Genomic DNA, 19,444 nt, shown 5'->3' with positions numbered 1-19,444 from the left:
TCAAGTCCCTCGCCGACTACCTCGCCAAGATCAACCCAGTCGTCCAGGCATCACGGTAATTACTACCCCCATGATTTGTGGCGCATCACACTAGTCACCGATCGGTCGGCCGTGTTGCCGAGGAGGCATCGAGACTTGCTCCACCGCGTACTGTTGTTGTTCCGCAGGCACCACACGGCTCGGCGCGCTGTCGGTCGCTCCGGAGGTACGGGACGCGCGCCACTCGCGCGGGGACACCCCGTAGGCGGCGCGGAAGGCCCGGCTGAAGTGTGCCGGGTTGACGAACCCCCACCGCTGGGCGACCGCCGAGACCGTCGGCACGGTACCGCCGCGCCGGGCCAACTCCCGGGCGCACGCCTCCAGTCGGCACCGCTGGACGAGCCGGCCCACCGTGACCCCTTCGCCTTCGAAGACCCGGTGCAGGTAGCGCACCGAGATGTGGTGCGCCTGGGCGATGCTCTCCGGCGACAGCTCCGGATCGCCCAGGTGGCGGTTGATGTGCTCCCGCACCCGCTGGACGAGATGGCCGCTCCAGGTGCGGGAGTCGGTGGCCGCCGGTTCGGTGAGCTGGCCGACGAGCATGATGAGCAGATCGGCGACACTGCCGGCCAACCGGTCGCCCACGGAGGCGGGGTAGGAGTGCGCGGAGGCCGCCAGTGTGTCCAGGAAGGGGAGCAGGACGGCCCCGAACCCCTCGGTGGAGGTGATGGCCGTCCCCGCCGCCTGCCGGATGTCGCACTCCGGTAGCCCAAGCAGCCTGCGCGGCACCTGGAAGACGTGGGAGCGGAAGCGCTCCGGGTAGTCGAAGGAGTACGGCCGCGCGGTGTCGTACAGCACGAGGCCGCCCTCCGCCACCTCCGCCCGACGCCCGTCCTGCCGCAACACGGCGCGGCCGGACGCCTGTACACCCACCCCCACCTGCGGCTCCGCCTGCGGGGACCGGGCGATCAGGCCGGCCGTGCGCGACACCCGCGTCGCGTCCGCCTCCATCGTGGACACCCGCAGGTATCCCAGCCGGTGCGACACCAGGCGGCCCTCGAACGGCCGGTCGGCCAGCGGCACCACCTCCACCGGCACCAGTGTCCGCGACACCGCCTCTCCCCAGAACTCCGCCTTCTTGTCCTCCTGGATGGAGGCGGTGGTCACCGTCACATTCACCTGACTGCCCCTCTCGGCCGACGCCCTGCGCAGTCAGCCTGGTCCGCGGGTCGGCGGCGGCGCTAAGTCATTTGACTGCCGGTTCGCGGGGCGGGGGCGATCGTGCGCTCTCGGCACAGGCGCAGTGCACGGGCAGAACAGGAAGCGGCCCGAGAGGTGATGCCGAGCTTGGGAATGATCTTGTAGAGGTGCGCCGCGACGGTCCGGGGCGACAGGCGGAGCGCGTGGCCGATCTCCTTGTTGCTCAGGTCGGTCGCGGCGAGCCGGGCGACGCGCAGCTCCTGGCCGGTCAGCTCCGCTGCCGGGGCGGCCGGGGTGGCTGAGGTGACCGAGGTGGCCGAGGCTGCAGCAGCGGCCAGGTGGCCTGGTGCAGGGCGCCGAAGGCGAACTCCGTCTCCGCTTCGACGCCGACCGCCCGCAGGACGGCGAAGCCGAGCAGCGGGCGCCCTGAAGGGCATCTCCCCGCAGAATCCGCTGCCACCGCGCCGACTGACAGGCCACCGAGCCGACCGACTGACGGGCTGCAACAACTGGACGGAAGCCGGGCCGTAGTCGGACCACAGAGCCCTGGCGGCGCCCTGACGAGGAAGCAGCCGCCTGCCGCGCAGTGCACAGAGCCTGTCCCAGGGCGCACGGGCCGGGATGTCGCGGGTTGCCTGTCACGGGCGACGCCTACGCTCGTGAACGGTCACTCCCCGCAACAATGACGAGGCGCAGAGGTGTGTATTCGTGGAGCGATGGACCAGGCGCGAGGACGGGCGGCTGCTCACCGGCCAAGGCCGCTACGTCGCCGATATCGCGGTGCCGGGTTGTCTGGACGCGGTCTTCGTCAGAAGCAGGGTGGGCCACGGCACTTTGCGCGAGGTGGACTGTGCCGCCGCCCGTGCGGTGCCCGGTGTGGTGGGGGCCTGGTCTGCCGCGGAGCTGTCGGAGTTGCCCGCGGTGCCGTACACGGTGCTGGCCGGGCTGTCCCACGAGGAGTCGGTGGCCGGTCGGGAGTGGCCGGCGCTGGTGAAGGACCGGGTGCGGTACGCGGGCGAGGCGGTCGCGGTGGTCCTGGGGGAGGACCGTTACCGGGCCGAGGACGGGGCGGCGGAGGTCTCCTGCCGGGTCGATCCGCTGCCCGCGATGGTGACGCCGTCCGCCGCGGCGGACGATTCGGTGCGGCTCTTCGACGGGCTGAGCAACATCGCGTTCCGAGGCGAGGCCGGGAAGCCGGTCGAGGAGTCGGTGTGGCGGGAGGCGGCGGCCGTGGTGGAGGGCCGGTACCGCCAGCAACTGCTGATGCCCACGCCGATGGAGTGCCGCACGATCCTCGCCGTGCCCGAGGGGGACCGGCTGACGGTGTGGTCGGGGCACCAGATGCCGCATCGGCTGCGTCGTGAACTGGCGGCGTTGCTGGGGTGGTCGGTGGACCGGGTGCGGGTGGTGGTGCCGGATACCGGTGGGGCGTTCGGGTCGAAGAGCGCGGCGTTCCCGGAGTTCGTCGTGGTCGCCTTCCTGGCGGTGAGGCTGGGTCGGCCCGTGCGGTGGATCGAGGACCGGCTGGAGTCCATGCTGGTCGCGACCCGGGGCCGGGGGCAGGACCAGCGGGTGCGGCTCGCGGCTGACGCCGATGGGCGGTTGCTCGGCTACGAGTTGGAGATCGAGGCCGACGTGGGCGCCTATCCGCACCTCGGGGTGGGGCTGCCGATGCAGACCGCCTGGCTGGCGACGGGCCCGTACACCACTCCCCAGGTGCATGCGAGTGTTCGCTCGGTGCTGACGAACACGATGCTGACGTATCCCTACCGCGGTGCCGGCCGGCCGGAGGCGACGATCGCGCTGGAGCGGGCGATGGACGTGATGGCGCGTCGGCTGGGTCTGGATCCGGCGGAGCTGCGGCGGCGCAACTTCGTCCCGCCCGGGAGCTTCCCGTACCTGACGCCCACCGGGCGGTGCTATGACAGCGGGAACTACGCCGCCGCGCTGGACCTGGCGCTGGGAACCCTGGGGTACGACGAGTGGCGGGCCGAGCAGGCCCGGCGCCGCACGGATCCGGGCGCCCTGCCGCTGGGCATCGGCCTGTCCTGTTACGTGGAGCGTTCCGGTGGCGAGGCGGGCGGGCTGCACGAGTTCGGCAGTGTCGAGGTCGGCGAGGACGGCACGGTCACCGCTCGGTGCGGTGCGGCGCCCAGCGGTCAGGGACACGAGACGGTCTTCGCCGCGCTGGTCGCCGGGACGCTGGGGGTGGCCGAGGAGCGGGTCCGGTTGGTCGAGGGGGACACCGACGAGCAGCCCGAGGGCCTGGGCTCGTTCGCCAGCCGTTCCGCGCAGGTGGTGGGCGCGTTGCTTCAGCATGTCTCGCGGTCGCTGATCGAGAAGGCCAGGGAGCGGGCAGCGCGGTTGTGGGATCTGCCGGTTGACGAGGTGGAGTGGTCCAACGGCATCGTGCATGCCGCTAAGGACGGCCCGGCGGCCATCGGCGTGGCGGACCTGGTGAAGGTCACCGGGCCGTTGCGGGTGGACGACCGGTTCGAGTCGGGGATGGCCTTTCCGTTCGGCTCCCACGCGGTGGTGGCCGAGGTCGATCCGGAGCTGGGCACCGTCCGGCTGCTGCGGGTGGTGACCGTGGACGACTGCGGAGTGGTGCTCGATCCCACGATCGTGCGCGGGCAGGCCTTCGGGTCGGCCGTCCAGGGCATCGGCCAGGCGCTGTACGAGGGAATGACCTACGACGACGACGGCGTGCCGGTGCTGGCCTCGGGTCTGCTGGACTATCTGCTGCCGACGTTCACCGAGGTCCCGCCGATCGAGGTCAAGGACACCTGCACCCCGAGCCCGGCGACGCCGCTGGGCGCGAAGGGCGCGGGCGAGTCGGGGTGCATCGGTACTCCGGCCGCGATCGTCAACGCGGTGGCCGACGCGCTGCGGATCGCCGACCCGGACCTGTTGCAGATGCCGCTCACCCCGGACGTGGTCTGGCGAGCGGCCCGCGCCCCGAAACACGAGGAGGAGGTCCGGTGAAGCCCGCCGCTTTCGACTACGTCGTGCCGCGCACGGTACCCGAAGCCGTGGAGGCACTCGGTGACCTCGGGCGGAAGGCCCAGGTGCTCGCCGGCGGGCAGAGCCTGATTCTCGACATGCACCTGCAGCGCATCCGCCCCGAGCTGGTGGTCGACATCAACCGCATCGCCGGGCTCGACCGGTTGAGCGTGGACGGCGACACGCTGCGGGTGGGCGCCCTGGTCCGCCACGGCGCCTTCGAGTCGGCGCAGGCCGTGCCGGGCCCGCTCGGCGCGCTGTTCGCGCATGCCGCGGTGAACATCGCGCATCCGCCGATCCGCTCCCGCGGCACGATGGTGGGCAGCTTCGCCTGGGCGCACCCCGCCTCGGAGTGGTGCGCCATCGGCACCGCCCTGGGTGCCGACATCGAGGTGTGCGGTCTGGAGGGCAGACGCACGGTCGCGGCCCGCGACTGGTTCCACGGTCCGCACCGGACCGCGCGCCGACCGCAGGAGCTCATCACCGCTGTGCGGTTCCCGCTGCTCGGCGACGACACAGGGGTCGGCTTCGTCGAGCACCGGCGCACGCACTTCTGCTTCGCCCAGGTGGCCGTCGCCGCCGCGCTGACCGTGTGCGACGGGGTGATCAGCGAGGCGCGGATCGGCCTGGTCAACTGCGCCGACCGGCCGCTGCGGGCCCACGCAGCCGAGCAGTCGCTGATCGGCACCGAGGTCGGCGCGCCCGTGGACGGCTACCGGCTGCCCGACGGCCATCCGTTCACCCACGCGGGCCGGATCGCGGCGACCCAGGACGCCGCACCCCTGCCCGAGCCGTTCGCCGATGTCGAGTACAAGCGGCACGCCATCGCGGTCCTGGTCGGCAGGACACTGTGCCAGGCGGCGAACGACCAGCGGTCGCGCCTCGCCCAGCCCAAGGGAGACCACACGTGAAGATCACTCTTACGGTGAACGGGGAGGCGTATCCGCTCGACGTGGAGCCGCGCCGCATCCTCGCCGACGTGCTGCGGGAGGACTGCCGGCTCACCGGCACTCACCTGGGCTGCGAGCACGGGATCTGCGGGGCGTGCACGGTGCTGGTGGACGGCGAGGCCGTCCGGTCGTGCCTGATGTTCGCGGTGCAGTGCGACGGCAGTTCGGTGCGCACCGTGGAAGGGCTCGCCGGGCCCGAGGGTGAGCCCCACCCGCTCCAGCGTGCGTTCTCCGCCGAACACGCCCTGCAGTGCGGCTTCTGCACCCCGGGATTCCTGATGGTGGCCGCCGGGGCGCTGGAGGCCGATCCCGCCATCGGCGACTCCCCGGAGCGCGTCGACGGCCTGGTCGGTTCCAACATCTGCCGGTGCACCGGCTACGAACCCATCCGCCGCGCGATCCTGCGGGCCGCGCGCGAGCAGACCGGAGGAGAGCGGGACGCCGGTAACCGGTGACATCCCCGCGGGGATCATCGACGGCCACGCGCACTGGCTGCCACGCGACCTGCTCGCACACCGACCACGCGGCGATCGCCAGGGCCGCGGGCGCGCGGGGCATCCGGGTGGAGCAGCCGGCGGAGGTGCGCGAGGCCCTCCGGCACCCGGGCCCGGCCCTCGTCGACGTCGTCACCGACCCCAACGCGCTCTCCATCCCGCCCAGGATCACCTCCGAGCAGCTCATCGGGTTCGCCCTGTCCGCCGGCCGCACCGTCGTGAACGGCGGCGTCGGACGCATGGTGCAGCCGGCCCGCGCCAACCTGCGCAACATTCCCGGAATTTGATGCAGCGTCATGCAAGGGCGGCGGACGGCGGATGGGGTCTGCCGCCCGCCGCCTTACCTGTGCGCTGTCTTGGCGGGTCAGTTGGCGATGGTGGCGTGCATCTCCCAGGCCAGGATCTCCGCGGGTTCGACCGCGGTGACCCTCTGCCCGCCGATCGCGGTGAAGCGTACGGCGTCGCCGGCGGCCAGTGGGCCGATGCCTTCCAGGGCGACATTGCCGCGCGGGACGAAGAGGTGCACGAAGGGGGCGTCGGGCAGTTCGGCGCTCTGGCCGGGTTGCAGCCGGGCCACGTGCAGCGCCGCGTAGCGGTTCCTGATGCGGATGGCGGCGGCGCCGTCGTGCTTGTCCATCCCGGAGGCGACCGGGATCAGGCCGCCGGACAGCAGCGCGTCGTCGATTTCGAGCTGCTCATAGCCGGGTGTGATGCCACCCTCGTCGGGGACGACCCACATCTGCACGAAGTGGACGGGATCGGTGTGGGCGTCGGCGCCGCTGAGGCGCCAGGAGTCGTTCTTCTCCGAGTGCAGGATGCCGGTGCCGGCGCTCACGCGCTGGGCGAGTCCGGGGTAGATCACGCCGGAGTGGCCGGTGGAGTCCTGGTGGACCAGCGAGCCCTGTAGGACCCAGGTGACGATCTCCATGTCGCGGTGCGGGTGGGTCTCGAAGCCGCTTCCCGGGCGGACGGTGTCGTCGTTGTTGACGAGCAGCAGCCCGTGGTGGGTGTTGGCGGCGTCGTAGTGTCCGCCGAAGGAGAAGGAGTGCTTGGAGTCCAGCCAGTCGATCTTCGTGGCGAGGCGCTCGCCGGCGCGGCGGACGTCGACGCGGGGGTGGTTCGCGGTGGTGTTCACCGTGTTCTCCTTTCGGGCGGTCCGGGAGCTCTCGCGAGGGCCCGGTGGCGCCTTTGTGGCACCCTGCACAAGAGAACATAGTTCATTGTTCAACTATTCCGTCCGGGGGCGCCTCGCGGGGGCGGTGTCAGGGCCCGTACTGCTCCAGCAGGCGCAGCCAGATCTCACTCATGGCGGGGAACGCCGGGACGGCGTGCCACAGACGCTCCAGCGGGACCTCGCCGACGATGGCGACGGTCGCCGCGTGGATCAGTTCGCCGACACCGGGGCCGACCAGGGTGCAGCCGACCACGACGGATCGCTGCTCGTCCGCGACCAGCTTGGCGTGCCCGCGGTAGCCGTCGGCGAGCAGCGAGGCTCCGGCGACGTCGCCGATCGGGTACTCCACCGCCCGGACCGGGAGCCCGGCCCGGCGGGCCTGCTCCTCGGTCAGGCCGACGGCGGCGGCCTCCGGCCTGGTGAAGACCACCTGCGGTACGGCGTGGTGGTCGGCGGTGGCCGCCCAGGCGGCCCAGGGGGTGGGGTTCGCGTGGCGTCCGGCGGCGCGTGCCGCGATCGCCGCCGCGCAGGCCCGGGCCTGGTACTTGCCCATGTGGGTGAGCGGCGAGCGTTGGTTGATGTCGCCGGCCGCGTAGAGCCAGCCGGCGGCGACCTCCGTGACCCGGCAGCTGCCGTCCACGAGCAGCCGGCCGTCGGGCGCCAGGCCGACCGTCTCCAGGCCGAGCCCGGCGGTACGCGGACTGCGGCCGGTGGCCACCAGGAACTCCTCGGACTCCACCGTGGAGCCGTCGGCCAGGTACGGCGTGACCACGCCGGTCGAGCCGTCCCGGGTCAGGCGCTCGACCTCGGCCCCGGTGCGTATCCCGACGCCCTCGCCGCGCAGCCCGTCGGCGACCCGCACCGCGGCGAACGGCCCCCAGGCGGGCAGCAGCCCCCTCGCCGCGCACCATGGCGAACTGCCGGCGGGACAGTTCCACCGTCGCGGACGACGCCATGGTGACTCCTGTCAGCGCTGCGAGGCGGGGTGCGGGTGGAGCGGGTGGGTCACAGCCGCACCAGTGGGGTGTCCACCAGGTGCTCGGCCAGGAACCACACCTGCGCCTCGCCGGTCCGCGCGACCTGGGAGACCAGCAGGTCGTTGGTGCCGTCGTCGCCGAGCGCCGCGACCCGGCCAGCGGCATCACGGGCGTCGACGAGGATCGCCTCGTGCGCCGCCAGCAGCCGCGACAGCATCGCCGGCACCTCCTCGACGCCGTCCGGCGGACGCGGGATCGAGGTGATCTCCGCGACGTGCCGCGGGTCGCCGACCGCCACTCCGCCGAGGGACTGGACCCGCTCGGCGAGCACGTCCACCAGCGCCAGTTGCTCGTCCGCGTGCTTGTCCAGCAGCAGGTGCAACTGGTAGAAGGTCGCCCCCCGCATCAGCCAGTGGTGCTTCTTGTGGAGCGTGTAGAGGATCCGGGTGTCCGCGAGTACCCGGTTGAGCCGCTGGCAGGCGTACAGGCGTACAGGCGCGCATCGTGGGAGAGGCCGAGCGGAACCTGGGTGACGGTTCCGAACTCCTGGATCTCCTGGCCCTTCTGGTGCAGCAGTGGCTGGCTGCTGCCGCCGATGGTGGGGTGGTCGGAACTGCTCATGGGAACTCCCTCGGCCGTCGCGGTCCGGTGACCCCCCGGTCGCGGTCCAGTGACTCGGGCAAAGCTATGGGCGCGCGAAGTGCGGGATTGTTCCGAAGCGCACCGATCATTGCCCCTGCGCGCCCGGCTCGGGCGCACGCCGTCACCGAGCCGGGGTGAGCGGGTGATCGTCGCCCCCTGCCCGGGCGCGCCATTCGCGGGGCGTGACGCCGTAGGCGGCGCGGAAGACGCGGCTGAAATGGGTCGGGCTGACGAATCCCCAGCGCCGGGCCACGGCTGAGACGGTCGGTGTGGCGAAGGCGCGCCGGGACAGGTCGTGTGCGCACATGTCGAGCCGGCGGCGTTGGATCCAGCGGGTCACCGTGGTCTCCTCGCCCTGGAAGAGCTTGTGGAGGTAGCGGACCGAGACGTGGTGTGCGGTGGCGATCCGCTCGGGCGAGAGTGACGGGTCGCCGAGACGGCACATCATGTAGTCCTTGATCCGCGCGAGCATGGCCGGCGCCATCTCCGGTGCCGTCGGGTCCAGATGGCCGCTGTGCTCCTGGATGAGCAGGGCCAGCAGATCGACGGCCGTGTCGGCGAGCCGGATCCCTGCGCAGGGGTCGAGCTTCGCCGCCTCGGAGGCCAGCTTCCGCAGGTACGTGGTGACCAGCCCGACGGATCCGGACGCGGATGCGAACGGCGCGGCGGTGGCCGCCCCGAGGTCTCGGTCGGACACGTGCAGGACGTGCCGAGGCAGCCGGAACGCGGTGAACCCGAAGGCGCCCGGGAACTCCTTGGCGAACGGGCGACTGGAGTCGCAGAGCGCCAACCCGCCCGGGCCGCAGATGATTTCCCGGCCGTCCTGGGAGATCCTCGCGTGGCCCTGGTGTTGAATCGTGAACGCGACCCAGCCCTCGCCGCCGGCCTCGATCGTTCGGCGGCTGCGGGTGACCACCTGCGGTCCGGCTGCCACTCCGGAGATCTGCACGACTCCCAGCCGGTCACTGCTGAGGGTCCCGGGGGAGGGCTCCCGTTCGAGGAGCCGGAGCTCCAGCGGAATGAACGCCCGCGCGACGGCCTCGTGCCAGAACTCGGCACGCTCGCCGGGGGACAGGGATTCGGTGGATACGGTGGTTGGCACAGGGCTCCCCTCGTCGTCAGCCGTGGGCGTTGGGCATGGAGTCACCACCGCTGACCTGGCACTATCTTGCAGGCGTCGCACAGGGCGGCGCTTCTGCCAGATGACCGGTCTCGGCGGTGGAACGCATGGAGCAGCCGCGGGCAAGGACCAACAGCAGGGGTGGGCATGGAGAGCTTCGGCGGCTCGGAGATCGTCGGCAGGGAGCGTGAGCTGGCGCGGATCGCGGGGGTGCTCGACGCGGTGGACAGCCGTGCCGGCGTCCGCGCCCAGGTGCTCGTGCTGACCGCCGAACCCGGCGCGGGCAAGAGCACGCTGGTCGACTGGGCCGCGGCCCGGGCGGCGGGCCGCGGCTTCCAGGTGCTGCGGGCTCGCGCCGGTGAGGGTGAGGAAGGTTTCGGATTCGCCGGGTTGCACCAGCTGCTGCGGCCGCTGCTGGGGGAGGCCGACCGGTTGTCCGCTCCGCAGCGGGAAGCGCTGCTGGTCGCCTTCGGTCAGCAGGCGGCTGCCGGCGACCGGCAGCCCGATCCGCTGCTGATCCGTTACGCGGTCCTGAGTCTGCTGTCCGACGCGGCCACCGGCCGGCGACTGCTCCTGCTCGTCGACGACGCCCAGTGGCTGGACCAGGGCAGCGTGGAGGTGCTCGCCTTCCTCGCCCGTCGGCTGGACGGCGAGGCGATAGGCGTCCTGCTGGCCGCGCGGGAGGAAGGCCTTCCCGGGCAATTCGACCGGGAGTTCGCCGTCCTGGCCGTCACACCGCTGGACCGCGCGGCCGCGGGCCTGCTTCTCGACCGCCAGCCGCAGCCGCCGCGCGGCCGGGCCCGGCTGCGGATCTTCGAGCAGGCTAGCGGCAACCCGCTGGCGCTGACCGAGCTGGCCCGAGCCGTCGCCCGGGAGCCCGGCGGAGCGAAGGGGGCGGACGCCGCCGAATCGCTTCCGCTCACCGCCCGGCTGGAACGCATCTTCGCGGCGGATCTCGCCGGCCTCCCGCAGCGGACCCGGCAGGTGCTGCTGCTGGCCGCCGCGGCCGGCCCCGCGCAGTTCTCCGAGGTGCTGCGGGCCACCCCGGACGCGGGGGACCCGCAGGTGTGGCTACCCGCCGAACGGGCGGGTCTGGTGCGACTGGAGTCCGGGCAGGCCCGGCTGCGCCATCCGCTGGTGCGCTCCGCCGTCTATCAGGCGGCCTCCTTCGAGGAGCGGCGCGCCGCCCACCAGGCGCTGGCCGAGGCACTGGTGGACGACCCCGACCGGCACGCGTGGCACCTTGCCGCAGCCACGCTCGGACCGGACGAGGAGGTGGCCGGGGCACTGGCCGCCGGCGCGGAGCGGGCACGCCGACGCGGCGGATACGCCGCCGCCGCGGCCACCCTCGAACGTGCGGCCGCACTGACCCCGGACGCGAACCTGCGGGCGAGGCGGCTGCTCGAAGCCGCCACCATGGCGATGCTCGGCGGCTGCCCCCAGTGGGTGGGCGAGCTGGCGGTCAGGGTCTGTGCGATCGCGGAGGACCCGGAACTGCTCGCCGAGGCGTCCATGCGCGCCGGCTGGTCCCTGGCGGTGACCACCCGGCACGAGGAATCGCTGGGATTTCTGGTGCCCGTCGCGCAGTCCATGGTCGAGCGGGCACCCCAGCTCGCCCTGGGCGCGTTGGGCACGGCAGCCACCCCGGCGTACAACGCGGGCTCCCTCTTCTACCGCGCGGAGCTGCGCCGGATCGCCGAGCTGGTGCCGGAACAGCCGGACGAGGTGGACCGGATCTGGCTGCGGGCCGGCACCGAACCCTTCACGGACCGCGAGTGGGCGCTGCCCGAGCTCCGCCGCTGCGTGGCCGAGGCGCCCGAGGACTCACTCGCGCATCTGGCCGAACTCGGCGCCGCCGCCTGGATTCTCGACGAGACGCAGCTGGCCGTTCGGCTGCTCGGCCAGGCGATGGACCATCTGCACCGGGCTCCGACGGCCGGCGGCAACGCGGTCGTCGCGCAGGCGCTCGCGCTCGCACTCTTCGACAGCGGCGCCTGGTCCGCGGCGCGGTCCACCGCGCAGGAGGCGTACCGGGTGGCCGTCGAGGTCGGCTCGGACAACGCCGCGGTGGGATCGCCCATCCTCCAGGGCACCCTGCTCGCGCTGCACGGCGACGCGAGCGGGGCGCGCGAGCTCATCGGGACGGCCGTCGCCGGGGTGGACCTGTCCTGCTCGCCCAGCCTGTTCGTACGGTCCTGCCACGCGCTCGCCCTGGCAGCCCTCGCCGAGGGTGACCACCTCGCGGCGTACCGGCAGCTGCGAGCCGTCTTCTCCCGCGACTTCCACCCCGCCCCGGTGCACTACCACGCGTCGTACTACTACCTCGGCGACCTCGCCGCCGCGGCTGTCCGCGCCGGTCACGAGGACGACGCGCGGGCCGTGCTGGAGGTTGCCGTGCGCTCGCTCGGCTGGCTGCGCTCCGCGCGCCTGGAGGTGGTGGTGAACCGGGCCTGCGCGCTGCTGAGCGGGCTGGACCAGGCGGAGCAGCACTTCCGCGCCGCCCTCGCGGACCCGGCCGGTGACCTGTGGCCCTTCGAACGGGCGCTGGTGCGGCTGGAGTTCGGGGAGTGGCTGCGTCGCCACCGCCGGGTCACCGAGGCGCGCACCGAGCTGAGCGCCGCCCTCGGCGTCTTCGAACGGCTCGACGCCCGTCCCTGGACCGAGCGGGCCGCCTCGGAGCTGCGGGCCGCCGGTGTGCCGACCACCCGTACGGAGACCGCCGGCCGCACGGCCGACCTGACTCCGCAACAGCTGGAGATCGCCCGCGCGGCCGCCGCCGGTCTGACCAACCGGGAGATCGGCGCCAAGCTCCTGCTCTCCCCGCGCACCGTCGGCTTCCACCTGCACAAGATATTTCCCAAGCTCGGCATCACCACCCGGACCCAACTGCACGACGCGCTGGGGGACGCGCAGCGTGCGGGCTGACCGCCGGTCCGCGTGGCGACGCCGGCCGGCCGCTACAGCTCGTCGTGGCCGGGCTTGAACGAGGTACCCACGACCGGCGGCAGCAGGGTGCGCGCGTAGCGCAGGACGTCATGGGCGTTGTTGACGGTGGTGCCACCGATGCGCAGGGGCGCGGGGCGCGGATTGGGGCCGACCCCCATCTCGTTCCAGTAGAAGTTGGACAGTGCGTCCCAGTTGTTCTCCAGCTGCTGCACCCAGGAGGGAATGCCGCTGCCCGAGCTTCCCCTGTCGTTCAGGACATTACGGAAGACGCCCTCGACGTCGTTGAACCGGACGGCCTCGGAGGTGAACTGGAGGAGCAGCATCAGCGCGCGGGCGGTCGTGCGCGGATCCTGATCGGCGGAGCGCTGGTTGGCCAGGTCGACGACGGCTCGCCGCACGCTGTCGAAGGAGACCGGCGTGGTGGACCGGTCCCGCTGGGCGGTGCGGGCGAGGGAGACGTAGTTGCCGCCGAACGGGAGCCTGCGGACTCCCGGAATCGGGGCACTGGCGAAGATGTCGTTGAAGACGTACGAGACGCCCGGGGCGGCCTGGGGGGAGAACCCCACCACGTAGAGATTGTCGGGATTGATCCAGAGGTCCACCCCCCGGCCGGTGCCGCCGTCGTCGTCGGCCGTCAGCGAGACCCTGACGACGCCCTCGTCGTGCTTTGTCAACGTCAACTGCGCTGTTCGCAGCCATGGTTGACAGTAGATCGGACGAGTTGACGAGCTGTGTCCCGGCCTTGCCCCAGGGCGTACAAGCGCTGCCTGATTGCGTGCCCAACTGCCCAACTGCCTGCCTGCCTGCCTGCCTGACGGGCCGGCCGGCAGTGGCACCCGGGTCGGCTGGGGACTGCGCGCAGAGACCAGAGGTCGGGCGCCGTCGGACAACGCGGCCTGGCCGGGCGGTTCTACGGTAGCGGCCACGCCTCGGGACTCGGGCGCCGGCCGGGCGACGCCGCGGCCGACACCCGCCGGGCGACGCCGCGGCCGGCACCCGCCGGGCGGACCACCCCGCACCATGAGGAGACGGAAATATGGCCAAGGACCGCGGCGACGTGCCGCTCCGGCACCAGGTGCTCTTCTACCCGGTGACCGACGCCGCCTTCGACACCAACTCGTACCACCAGTTCGCGACCGGCTACTTCCTGCGCCGCGACGGCATGGAGTGGTTCTGGGACCAGTACACGACCGACCCTGCCCAGCGCGCCGAGATCACCGCCTCCCCGCTGCGCGCCACCACCGAGCAGCTGACCGGTCTGCCCGCCGCGCTGGTGATCACCGGCGAGGCCGACGTGCTGCGCGACGAGGGCGAGGCATACGCGAACAAGCTCCGGGCGGCCGGCGTCCCGGTCACCGCCGTGCGCTACCAGGGCATCATCCACGACTTCGTGATGCTCAACGCCCTGCGCGAGACGCACGCGGCCCAGGCCGCCATCACCCTGGCGACCCAGACCCTGCGTGCGGCGCTGCACGCCGTCTGACGTCCGCTCCGCACCGTCGAGGACCCGGTGCCACCGTGCTGTGCACCGGCGGTGCCGGGTCCTTGTTCGCGCGCCCGGCTGAGCAGGCGCTCCGGGCCGCAGTGGTGCACGTCGCCGTGTGCCGTGTGTCGTGCGCCGCTGCCGTGACCGATCCGGCGGCGATCCAGCCGAGTGTCCCGGCCGGTTACGACCGCGAGCCGCCGTCATGGATCTCGGCGATGTAGCCGCCGGGGAACTGCACCATCGCGCTGTCGCGCCGGGGGGAGGCGTACGGCCCCCACAGCACAGTCGCGCCGGCGGCCCGGGCCTTGGCGAGGGTCGCGGCGAGGTCGCTCACGGCGTAGCCGGTGCTCTCGCGTCCGAAGGGGTAGGGCAGATGCCCGTCGGTGACCGCGACGGAGGTGTCGCCGAACGGTGAGCTGATCCGGATCCGCCGGTAGGAGGTGCCGGGCAGGCCGAGTTCGGCGCCCGGTGCGTGGTTGTCGTCGGAGACCACCGTGCCGCCGGTGAAGCCCAGGTACGAGTGCAGGAAGGATCGGATCGCGCCGCTCGGCAGGTAGAGCCGGTTCTCCGGTACGGACGCGAGCGCCGGGTACGAGGGTGCCTTGGTGTGCCAGTACAGCTGCGCGTAGATGCCGCCGGGGAACTGGACGATCGCGTCGCGGCCGATCGGGTCGGCGAACGGCGCGACGACCGTGTTCGCCCCGTCCGCCTCGGCCTTGCGCACGCCGCGGTCCAGGTCCGTGACGAGCCAGCCGGTGCGCTCGGCGCCGAACGGGTAGGGGACGGGCGTCTGGTAGTCGAAGACGGAGAGCGTGCCGACGGGGGAGAGGACGAGCTCGGACTTGGTCAGGCTCGGGGTCGGTGTGACGTCGGCGAGGACCTGCGGCGTGTTGGTGCCGCCGAAGGTCGCCTCCCAGCTGCTGACGAAGGAGTCCATCGCGCCGGGCGTCACGTACACGTGCGTCGTGTCGTACTGGGGGCCGACGGCGAGGCCGGGGCGTCCGGCGGTGGGCGCCGCGGGGGCCGACGGTGCGGTGACGAAGGCCAGCGCGGTGGTGGCGGTGACCGCCGCCAGCAGGCGCAGGGAGAGGCGCATGGGCATGTGAAGTGTCCTTCCGGGAGACAGAGTTGGCCGAGGGGGTGGCGGCGGGGCGGACGCCTCAGTCGCGCTCGCGGTAGCCGACCGCGATCGCGGCGACCAGGACCGTGCCGGCCAGCAACGCCCAGCCGAGGTGTCCGTGGATGACGAGCGCGGCTCCGGGAGCGGCGCCCGCGAGCATCGCCAGGACCGCGTAGAGGCGCCGGCCCAGGCGGGGGTTGGCGCCGCCGGCCAGCGAGGAGTCCGCGGCGAGGCCGGTCAGGGTGAGGGTGAGCACCGTCGTGGTCAGGTCCGGCACGCCCAACTTGCGGACCGTGCCGTTGCGCAGGCCCATGGCCACGGCCAGCAGCGCGATCAGTGCCTCCTGCTGCGCCCGCCCGCTCGCGGTGAACGTGATGGCGGTCGCCGCGGCTTGCAGCGCGGTCTCGGCCAGCAGCGCGGTGCGCAGCCAGCGCTCCCGGCGGCCGTCGCGCTGTCGCAGCGCCAGCCGGCCGGCCAGGACCGAGCCCAGCAGGAAGGCGGCGAGCGAGGTGAGCGAGCCCGCGATCGAGAAGCCGGGCGTGCCCACCATGGCGAAGGCGACCACGACGACGTTCCCGGTCATGTTCGCGGTGAACACGTGGCCGAGCCCCAGGTAGCTCACCGCGTCGATCAGGCCGCTGACCGCAGTCAGCGCGAACAGGGCCAGGGCCAGCGGGTGGCGGTCCCGGACCTGCGCGGCGGCCACGGTGCTGTCGGACTGGGTGGTCGTCATCTGGGCGTCCTTCAGGGCTGTCCAGCGCGGTGCGCCACCGGGGGTGCGGGGCCCGGCGGCGCACGGCGGATACGGAATACGGGAGGCGGAATGCGGGATAACGGGATGCGGGATGTGGGTCAGAGGAAGCAGGGGTCGTCGAGGGCCGGCCCGCCCGGGCCGGGGACGAGAAGTCCGCGCGCCTGCCGCCACTCGCGCTGCTCGTCGGAGGCGGCGGCTGCCTCGGCCACCTGCGCGGCCTGCCGGACGCCGGTGAGGCTGGGCGCGGGGGTGGCCTGGTAGCCGCCGAAGCGCGCCACGGGGCTCCACAGCGGGACCACGGCCGGCAGCTCGGGGGCGAGACCCTCGTGCTCCTGGACACTGTGCACGATGCGGCCGCCGACCACGGTGAGGACGGACTCGATGTGGGGGATGTCGGCCTCGTCCACCGTCAGGTAGTCGGCACTGAGCACCGCGAAGTCGGCGTAACAGCCCACCCGCAGTCGGCCCTTGACCTCCTGCTCGCCGGTGAGCCGGGCGCCGCCCAGGGTGTAGAGCTCCAGCGCCTCCTCGCGGCTGAGCCGGTTGGCCGCCGGGCGGAGCGTACGTCCGCCGACGGCGCGCCCGGAGACCAGCCATTGCAGCGCCACCCACGGGTTGTAGGAGGAGACCCGGGTGGCGTCCGTGCCCGCGCCGACCGTCAGCCCGCGTTCCAGCATCGCCCGCACCGGCGGCGCCTCGGCAGCCGCGGCGGCGCCGTAGCGGCGCACGAACGCCTCACCCTGGAAGGACAGCCGGTTCTGCACCGAGACGGCCCCGCCGAGCGCGGCGATCCGGTCCAGACTCGCGGAGGAGACCGTCTCGGCGTGGTCGAAGAGCCACCGGTTCCCGCCCGGGAAGAGGCCCTCGGCGGCGAGCCTCTCGAAGACCGCCAGGTCGCGGCGGATCGTCTCGTCGTAGCTGGCGTGCAGCCGAAAACCCCAGCCGTGCTCCATCAGCAGCCGGACGGCCTGCTCGAACCCGGCCTCGTACGGGCCGAGTTCGGGGCGCGGCTCGGTGAAGTTCTCGAAGTCCGCAGCCGCCCAGGTGAGATTCTCCCCGGCACCGTTCAGCCGCAGCCACTCGTCCCCGTCACCCGGTCGGACGGTGGCCACCCAGCGCGCCAGGTCGTCCAGCTCCTGTCCGGCGGTCTGCGGGAAGAGGTGGTAGGCGATCCGCAGCGTCAGCTCGCCGTTCTGCGCGAGCTGCATGACGGTGCCGTAGTTCTCCGGGAAGCTCTGGAAGCCGCCGGCCGCGTCGATGGCCGAGGTCAGCCCGAAGCGGTTGAGCTCGCGCAGGAAGTGCCGGGTGGAGGCGGCCTTCTCGGCCTCGTCCAGCGTCGGCGCCTTGGCGAGCGTGGAGTACAGCAGCAGGGCGCCGGGGGCGGCCAGCAGCAGGCCGGTCGGCTGTCCGTCGTGGCCGCGCACGATCTGGCCGCCCACCGGGTCCGGGGTGTCGCGGTCGAACCCCGCGGCCCGCAGCGCCGCCCGGTTCATCAGCGCCGACTGGTACAGGTGCAGGACGAAGACGGGGGTGTCGGGCGCCGCGGCGTTCAGCTCGGCCACCGTGGGCAGCCGGCGCTCGGCGAACTGGTCCGCGGACCAGCCGCCGACCACCCGGACCCACTGGCCGGGCGGGGTGCGTTCGGCCTGGGTGCGGAGCATGGCCAGCGCCTGGCGCAGTGTCGGTACGCCGTCCCAGCGCAGCTCCAGCACGTAGTTGAGACCGCCCCGGACGACGTGCAGGTGCGAGTCGTTGAGGCCCGGGACGGCACGTCGTCCGAGCGCGTCGACGACCCGGGTCCGCGGGCCGATCTGCGGGATGACGTCCGCGTCGTCGCCGACGGCGATGATCAGACCGTCGCGGATCGCGACCGCGCTCGCCCGCGGGTGCGACGGGTCGCCGGTGTACACCTTGGCGTTGCGCACGACCAGGTCGGCGGCTCGGCCGGCTTCGCCGGGGTGACCGGCGCGGATCCCGGCGACAGGCATGCTCGACATGATGGTGACCGTCCTTGTCGTTCGGGCCGGACAGCGCGAGCGGCACGGCCCGTTGAGCTCTGGCACGAGTCAACCTAGGGCGGCATCGAGCTGCGACTTTGCTCTGCACGCACCGGCTCTGTCCTGTGCGGGCAGCGACCCCCGCGGGCAGCGCCGGGACCGACGGCGCACGGGAGCTCCGTGCAGTGTGGGAACAGTCCTGGGCGCGGGGGGAGAAGAGATGTCCGGGCGCCGCCGGATAGCGTCCTTGCTGTGCCGGAGAGCCTGCGGCACCGCTCGTGTTTCCGAGCCTTCGATGCCTTGCGACGTCCCCGCCGAGGTCTGCGCCGACGTCCCCGCTGATGTCCGCGCCGACGCCCCCGTGACATCCCATCAGCCGAAAGAGAGAACCGCCATGGTCGACTTCGACTCCGTGCACGCCGCCCCCAGCTCCGATCTACTGACGCCGGACAACTCGATGATGCTCTTCGTCGACCACCAGCCGCAGATGTTCTTCGGCACGGGCAGCGGCGACCGCACGGCGATCATCAACGCCACCGTCGGCCTGGCCAAGGCCGCCCGGGTCTTCGACGTCCCGGTGGTGCTGTCCACGGTGGCCGCCGATTCCTTCTCCGGCCCGATCCTGCCCCAGCTGAAGGCGGTCTTCCCGAAGCACGGGGTGGTCGACCGCACCTCGATGAACGCCTGGGAGGACGCGGCCCTGGTCGAGGCGGTCAAGGCGACCGGGCGCAGCAAGATCATCCTTTCCGGCCTGTGGACCGAGGTCTGCCTGGTGCTGCCCGCCCTGTCGGCGCTGGACCAGGGCTACGAGGTCTACGTGGTCACGGACGCTTCCGGCGGCGTCAGCCCGCTGGCCCATGAGCACGCCATCCAGCGGATGACGGCGGCCGGCGCGGTGCCGGTGACGTGGGTCCAGGTGCTGCTGGAGCTGCAGCGCGACTGGGCTCGCACCGAGACCTACCTGCCGGTCATGGACGTGGTCAAGGAGCACGCCGGCGCCTACGGCCTGGGTGTGGTCTACGCGCAGAGCATGATCAACGAGCACGCGGCCGGCTGACCGGAAACCAGGTACCACAGAAAGAGAGTTCACCAGTGAACGCAGGTCTCCTGCTGCTCCGGCTGGTCGCCGGCCTGCTGGTCGCGGGGCACGGGATCCAGAAGGTCAGCTTCCACCTCGGCGGCCGGGGGCTGGCCGGCGGCACCGAGGAGTTCCGCGGCGACGGCTTCCGCGGCGGCGTGTTCACCGCGCTCACCGCGGGAGGCACCCAGATCGGGGCCGGACTGCTCCTTGCGGCGGGTCTGCTCACGCCGCTGGCCGCCGCGGGAACGATGGGTGTGATGACGGTGGCGCTGACCGTCAAGCGGCCGCACGGGCTGTGGGTGCAGAACGACGGGTTCGAGTACCCGCTGGTGCTGGTCACGATCGGCGCGGCGCTGTCCGCCACCGGACCCGGCCGCTGGTCACTCGACGCACCGCTCGGACTGCTGCCCTGGCCCGCCTGGTGGCTGCCGGTGGCCGTACTGGCCGGCGTGGGCGGCGGCCTCGCCACCCGCCTCCTCCTGCACCGGCGCTGAACCACGCTGCCGGCACGGAGCGACCCG

Annotated in this window: 14 protein-coding genes and 4 pseudogenes; 8 read left to right on the top strand and 10 right to left on the bottom strand. The window is 72.7% G+C overall.

Annotated features, from left to right (window positions below; all coding sequences use genetic code 11):
- Positions 1-90: 90 nt before the first annotated feature.
- Positions 91-1,146, bottom strand: coding sequence for a helix-turn-helix domain-containing protein (locus tag AB0O82_RS34235; protein ID WP_363588233.1), 1,056 nt, complete (start codon positions 1,144-1,146; stop codon positions 91-93).
- 74 nt (positions 1,147-1,220) lie between these two features.
- Positions 1,221-1,457, bottom strand: a pseudogene (locus tag AB0O82_RS34230) (helix-turn-helix transcriptional regulator); the annotation flags it as partial.
- 430 nt (positions 1,458-1,887) lie between these two features.
- Between AB0O82_RS34230 and AB0O82_RS34225 the strand changes: the two are divergent.
- From AB0O82_RS34225 to AB0O82_RS34210, 4 genes and pseudogenes are all read left to right on the top strand, one after another.
- Positions 1,888-4,164, top strand: coding sequence for a xanthine dehydrogenase family protein molybdopterin-binding subunit (locus AB0O82_RS34225; RefSeq protein WP_363588231.1), 2,277 nt, complete (start codon positions 1,888-1,890; stop codon positions 4,162-4,164).
- The gene (locus AB0O82_RS34220; RefSeq protein ID WP_363588229.1) at positions 4,161-5,093 is read left to right on the top strand and encodes an FAD binding domain-containing protein; all 933 of its coding nucleotides are present in this window, start codon (positions 4,161-4,163) and stop codon (positions 5,091-5,093) included. Before AB0O82_RS34225 ends, AB0O82_RS34220 begins: the two co-directional genes overlap by 4 nt.
- Complete coding sequence (locus AB0O82_RS34215) at positions 5,090-5,587, top strand: (2Fe-2S)-binding protein (protein ID WP_363588227.1); 498 nt, start codon at positions 5,090-5,092, stop codon at positions 5,585-5,587. Before AB0O82_RS34220 ends, AB0O82_RS34215 begins: the two co-directional genes overlap by 4 nt.
- A 32-nt stretch (positions 5,588-5,619) precedes the next feature.
- A pseudogene (locus tag AB0O82_RS34210) lies at positions 5,620-5,913 on the top strand (thiamine pyrophosphate-dependent enzyme); the annotation flags it as partial.
- A 77-nt stretch (positions 5,914-5,990) separates the two neighbouring features.
- Here the strand turns inward: AB0O82_RS34210 and AB0O82_RS34205 are convergent.
- The 4 genes and pseudogenes from AB0O82_RS34205 to AB0O82_RS34190 form a co-directional block, all read right to left on the bottom strand.
- Positions 5,991-6,761 (bottom strand): pirin family protein, encoded by a 771-nt coding sequence (locus AB0O82_RS34205; protein WP_363588225.1) that lies wholly within the window; start codon positions 6,759-6,761, stop codon positions 5,991-5,993.
- A 127-nt stretch (positions 6,762-6,888) separates the two neighbouring features.
- Positions 6,889-7,662, bottom strand: a complete 774-nt coding sequence (locus AB0O82_RS34200) for an FAD-dependent oxidoreductase (protein WP_363588223.1) — start codon at positions 7,660-7,662, stop codon at positions 6,889-6,891.
- Between the two features lie 143 nt (positions 7,663-7,805).
- A pseudogene (locus AB0O82_RS34195) lies at positions 7,806-8,398 on the bottom strand (DNA starvation/stationary phase protection protein).
- A gap of 142 nt (positions 8,399-8,540) precedes the next feature.
- Positions 8,541-9,521 carry a helix-turn-helix domain-containing protein gene (locus AB0O82_RS34190; RefSeq protein WP_363588221.1) on the bottom strand — a complete coding sequence of 327 codons (981 nt, stop codon included), beginning with the start codon at positions 9,519-9,521 and terminating at the stop codon, positions 8,541-8,543.
- A 165-nt stretch (positions 9,522-9,686) separates the two neighbouring features.
- Between AB0O82_RS34190 and AB0O82_RS34185 the strand changes: the two genes are divergently transcribed.
- A complete protein-coding gene (locus tag AB0O82_RS34185) occupies positions 9,687-12,464 on the top strand; it encodes an AAA family ATPase (protein WP_363588219.1) in 2,778 nt (925 codons plus the stop codon).
- A gap of 32 nt (positions 12,465-12,496) precedes the next feature.
- Here the strand turns inward: AB0O82_RS34185 and AB0O82_RS34180 are convergent, their stop codons facing one another.
- A complete protein-coding gene (locus AB0O82_RS34180) occupies positions 12,497-13,507 on the bottom strand; it encodes a ribosome-inactivating family protein (protein WP_363588217.1) in 1,011 nt (336 codons plus the stop codon).
- Between the two features lie 14 nt (positions 13,508-13,521).
- Here AB0O82_RS34180 and AB0O82_RS34175 point away from each other — a divergent pair.
- Positions 13,522-13,968: pseudogene (locus tag AB0O82_RS34175) on the top strand (alpha/beta hydrolase fold domain-containing protein); the annotation flags it as partial.
- A 184-nt stretch (positions 13,969-14,152) separates the two neighbouring features.
- On the opposite strand, the gene AB0O82_RS34170 reads toward AB0O82_RS34175, so the two are convergent.
- The 3 genes from AB0O82_RS34170 to AB0O82_RS34160 all read right to left on the bottom strand — a co-directional run bounded on the left by AB0O82_RS34170 (position 14,153) and on the right by AB0O82_RS34160 (position 17,842).
- On the bottom strand, positions 14,153-15,073 hold the full coding sequence (locus tag AB0O82_RS34170; protein ID WP_363588215.1) for a glyoxalase: 921 nt from the start codon (positions 15,071-15,073) through the stop codon (positions 14,153-14,155).
- 58 nt (positions 15,074-15,131) lie between these two features.
- Positions 15,132-15,824 (bottom strand): YoaK family protein, encoded by a 693-nt coding sequence (locus tag AB0O82_RS34165; RefSeq protein ID WP_363588213.1) that lies wholly within the window; start codon positions 15,822-15,824, stop codon positions 15,132-15,134.
- 119 nt (positions 15,825-15,943) lie between these two features.
- Positions 15,944-17,842, bottom strand: a complete 1,899-nt coding sequence (locus AB0O82_RS34160) for an amidohydrolase (protein ID WP_363588211.1) — start codon at positions 17,840-17,842, stop codon at positions 15,944-15,946.
- A gap of 394 nt (positions 17,843-18,236) precedes the next feature.
- Here AB0O82_RS34160 and AB0O82_RS34155 point away from each other — a divergent pair, with 394 nt between their 5' ends.
- Together AB0O82_RS34155 and AB0O82_RS34150 are read left to right on the top strand one after the other, a co-directional pair.
- Complete coding sequence (locus AB0O82_RS34155) at positions 18,237-18,899, top strand: hydrolase (RefSeq protein ID WP_363588209.1); 663 nt, start codon at positions 18,237-18,239, stop codon at positions 18,897-18,899.
- A gap of 35 nt (positions 18,900-18,934) precedes the next feature.
- A complete protein-coding gene (locus AB0O82_RS34150) occupies positions 18,935-19,417 on the top strand; it encodes a DoxX family membrane protein (RefSeq protein ID WP_363588207.1) in 483 nt (160 codons plus the stop codon).
- Positions 19,418-19,444 lie beyond the last annotated feature (27 nt).

Source organism: Kitasatospora sp. NPDC088264 (assembly GCF_040685715.1).
In the GTDB taxonomy this organism is placed as follows: domain Bacteria; phylum Actinomycetota; class Actinomycetes; order Streptomycetales; family Streptomycetaceae; genus Kitasatospora.
Note: the sequence above shows the minus strand (reverse complement) of the source record. Positions and strands in the feature narration are given on the sequence as shown.

What these genes read in the sequence shown, in the direction of transcription:
- AB0O82_RS34170 (WP_363588215.1), bottom strand. Translation starts at nt 15,073, where the DNA reads ATGCCCATGCGCCTCTCCCTGCGCCTGCTGGCGGCGGTCACCGCCACC.
- AB0O82_RS34180 (WP_363588217.1), bottom strand. Translation starts at nt 13,507, where the DNA reads ATGGTGCGGGGTGGTCCGCCCGGCGGGTGCCGGCCGCGGCGTCGCCCG.
- AB0O82_RS34160 (WP_363588211.1), bottom strand. Translation starts at nt 17,842, where the DNA reads ATGTCGAGCATGCCTGTCGCCGGGATCCGCGCCGGTCACCCCGGCGAA.
- AB0O82_RS34165 (WP_363588213.1), bottom strand. Translation starts at nt 15,824, where the DNA reads ATGACGACCACCCAGTCCGACAGCACCGTGGCCGCCGCGCAGGTCCGG.
- AB0O82_RS34185 (WP_363588219.1), top strand. Translation starts at nt 9,687, where the DNA reads ATGGAGAGCTTCGGCGGCTCGGAGATCGTCGGCAGGGAGCGTGAGCTG.
- AB0O82_RS34155 (WP_363588209.1), top strand. Translation starts at nt 18,237, where the DNA reads ATGGTCGACTTCGACTCCGTGCACGCCGCCCCCAGCTCCGATCTACTG.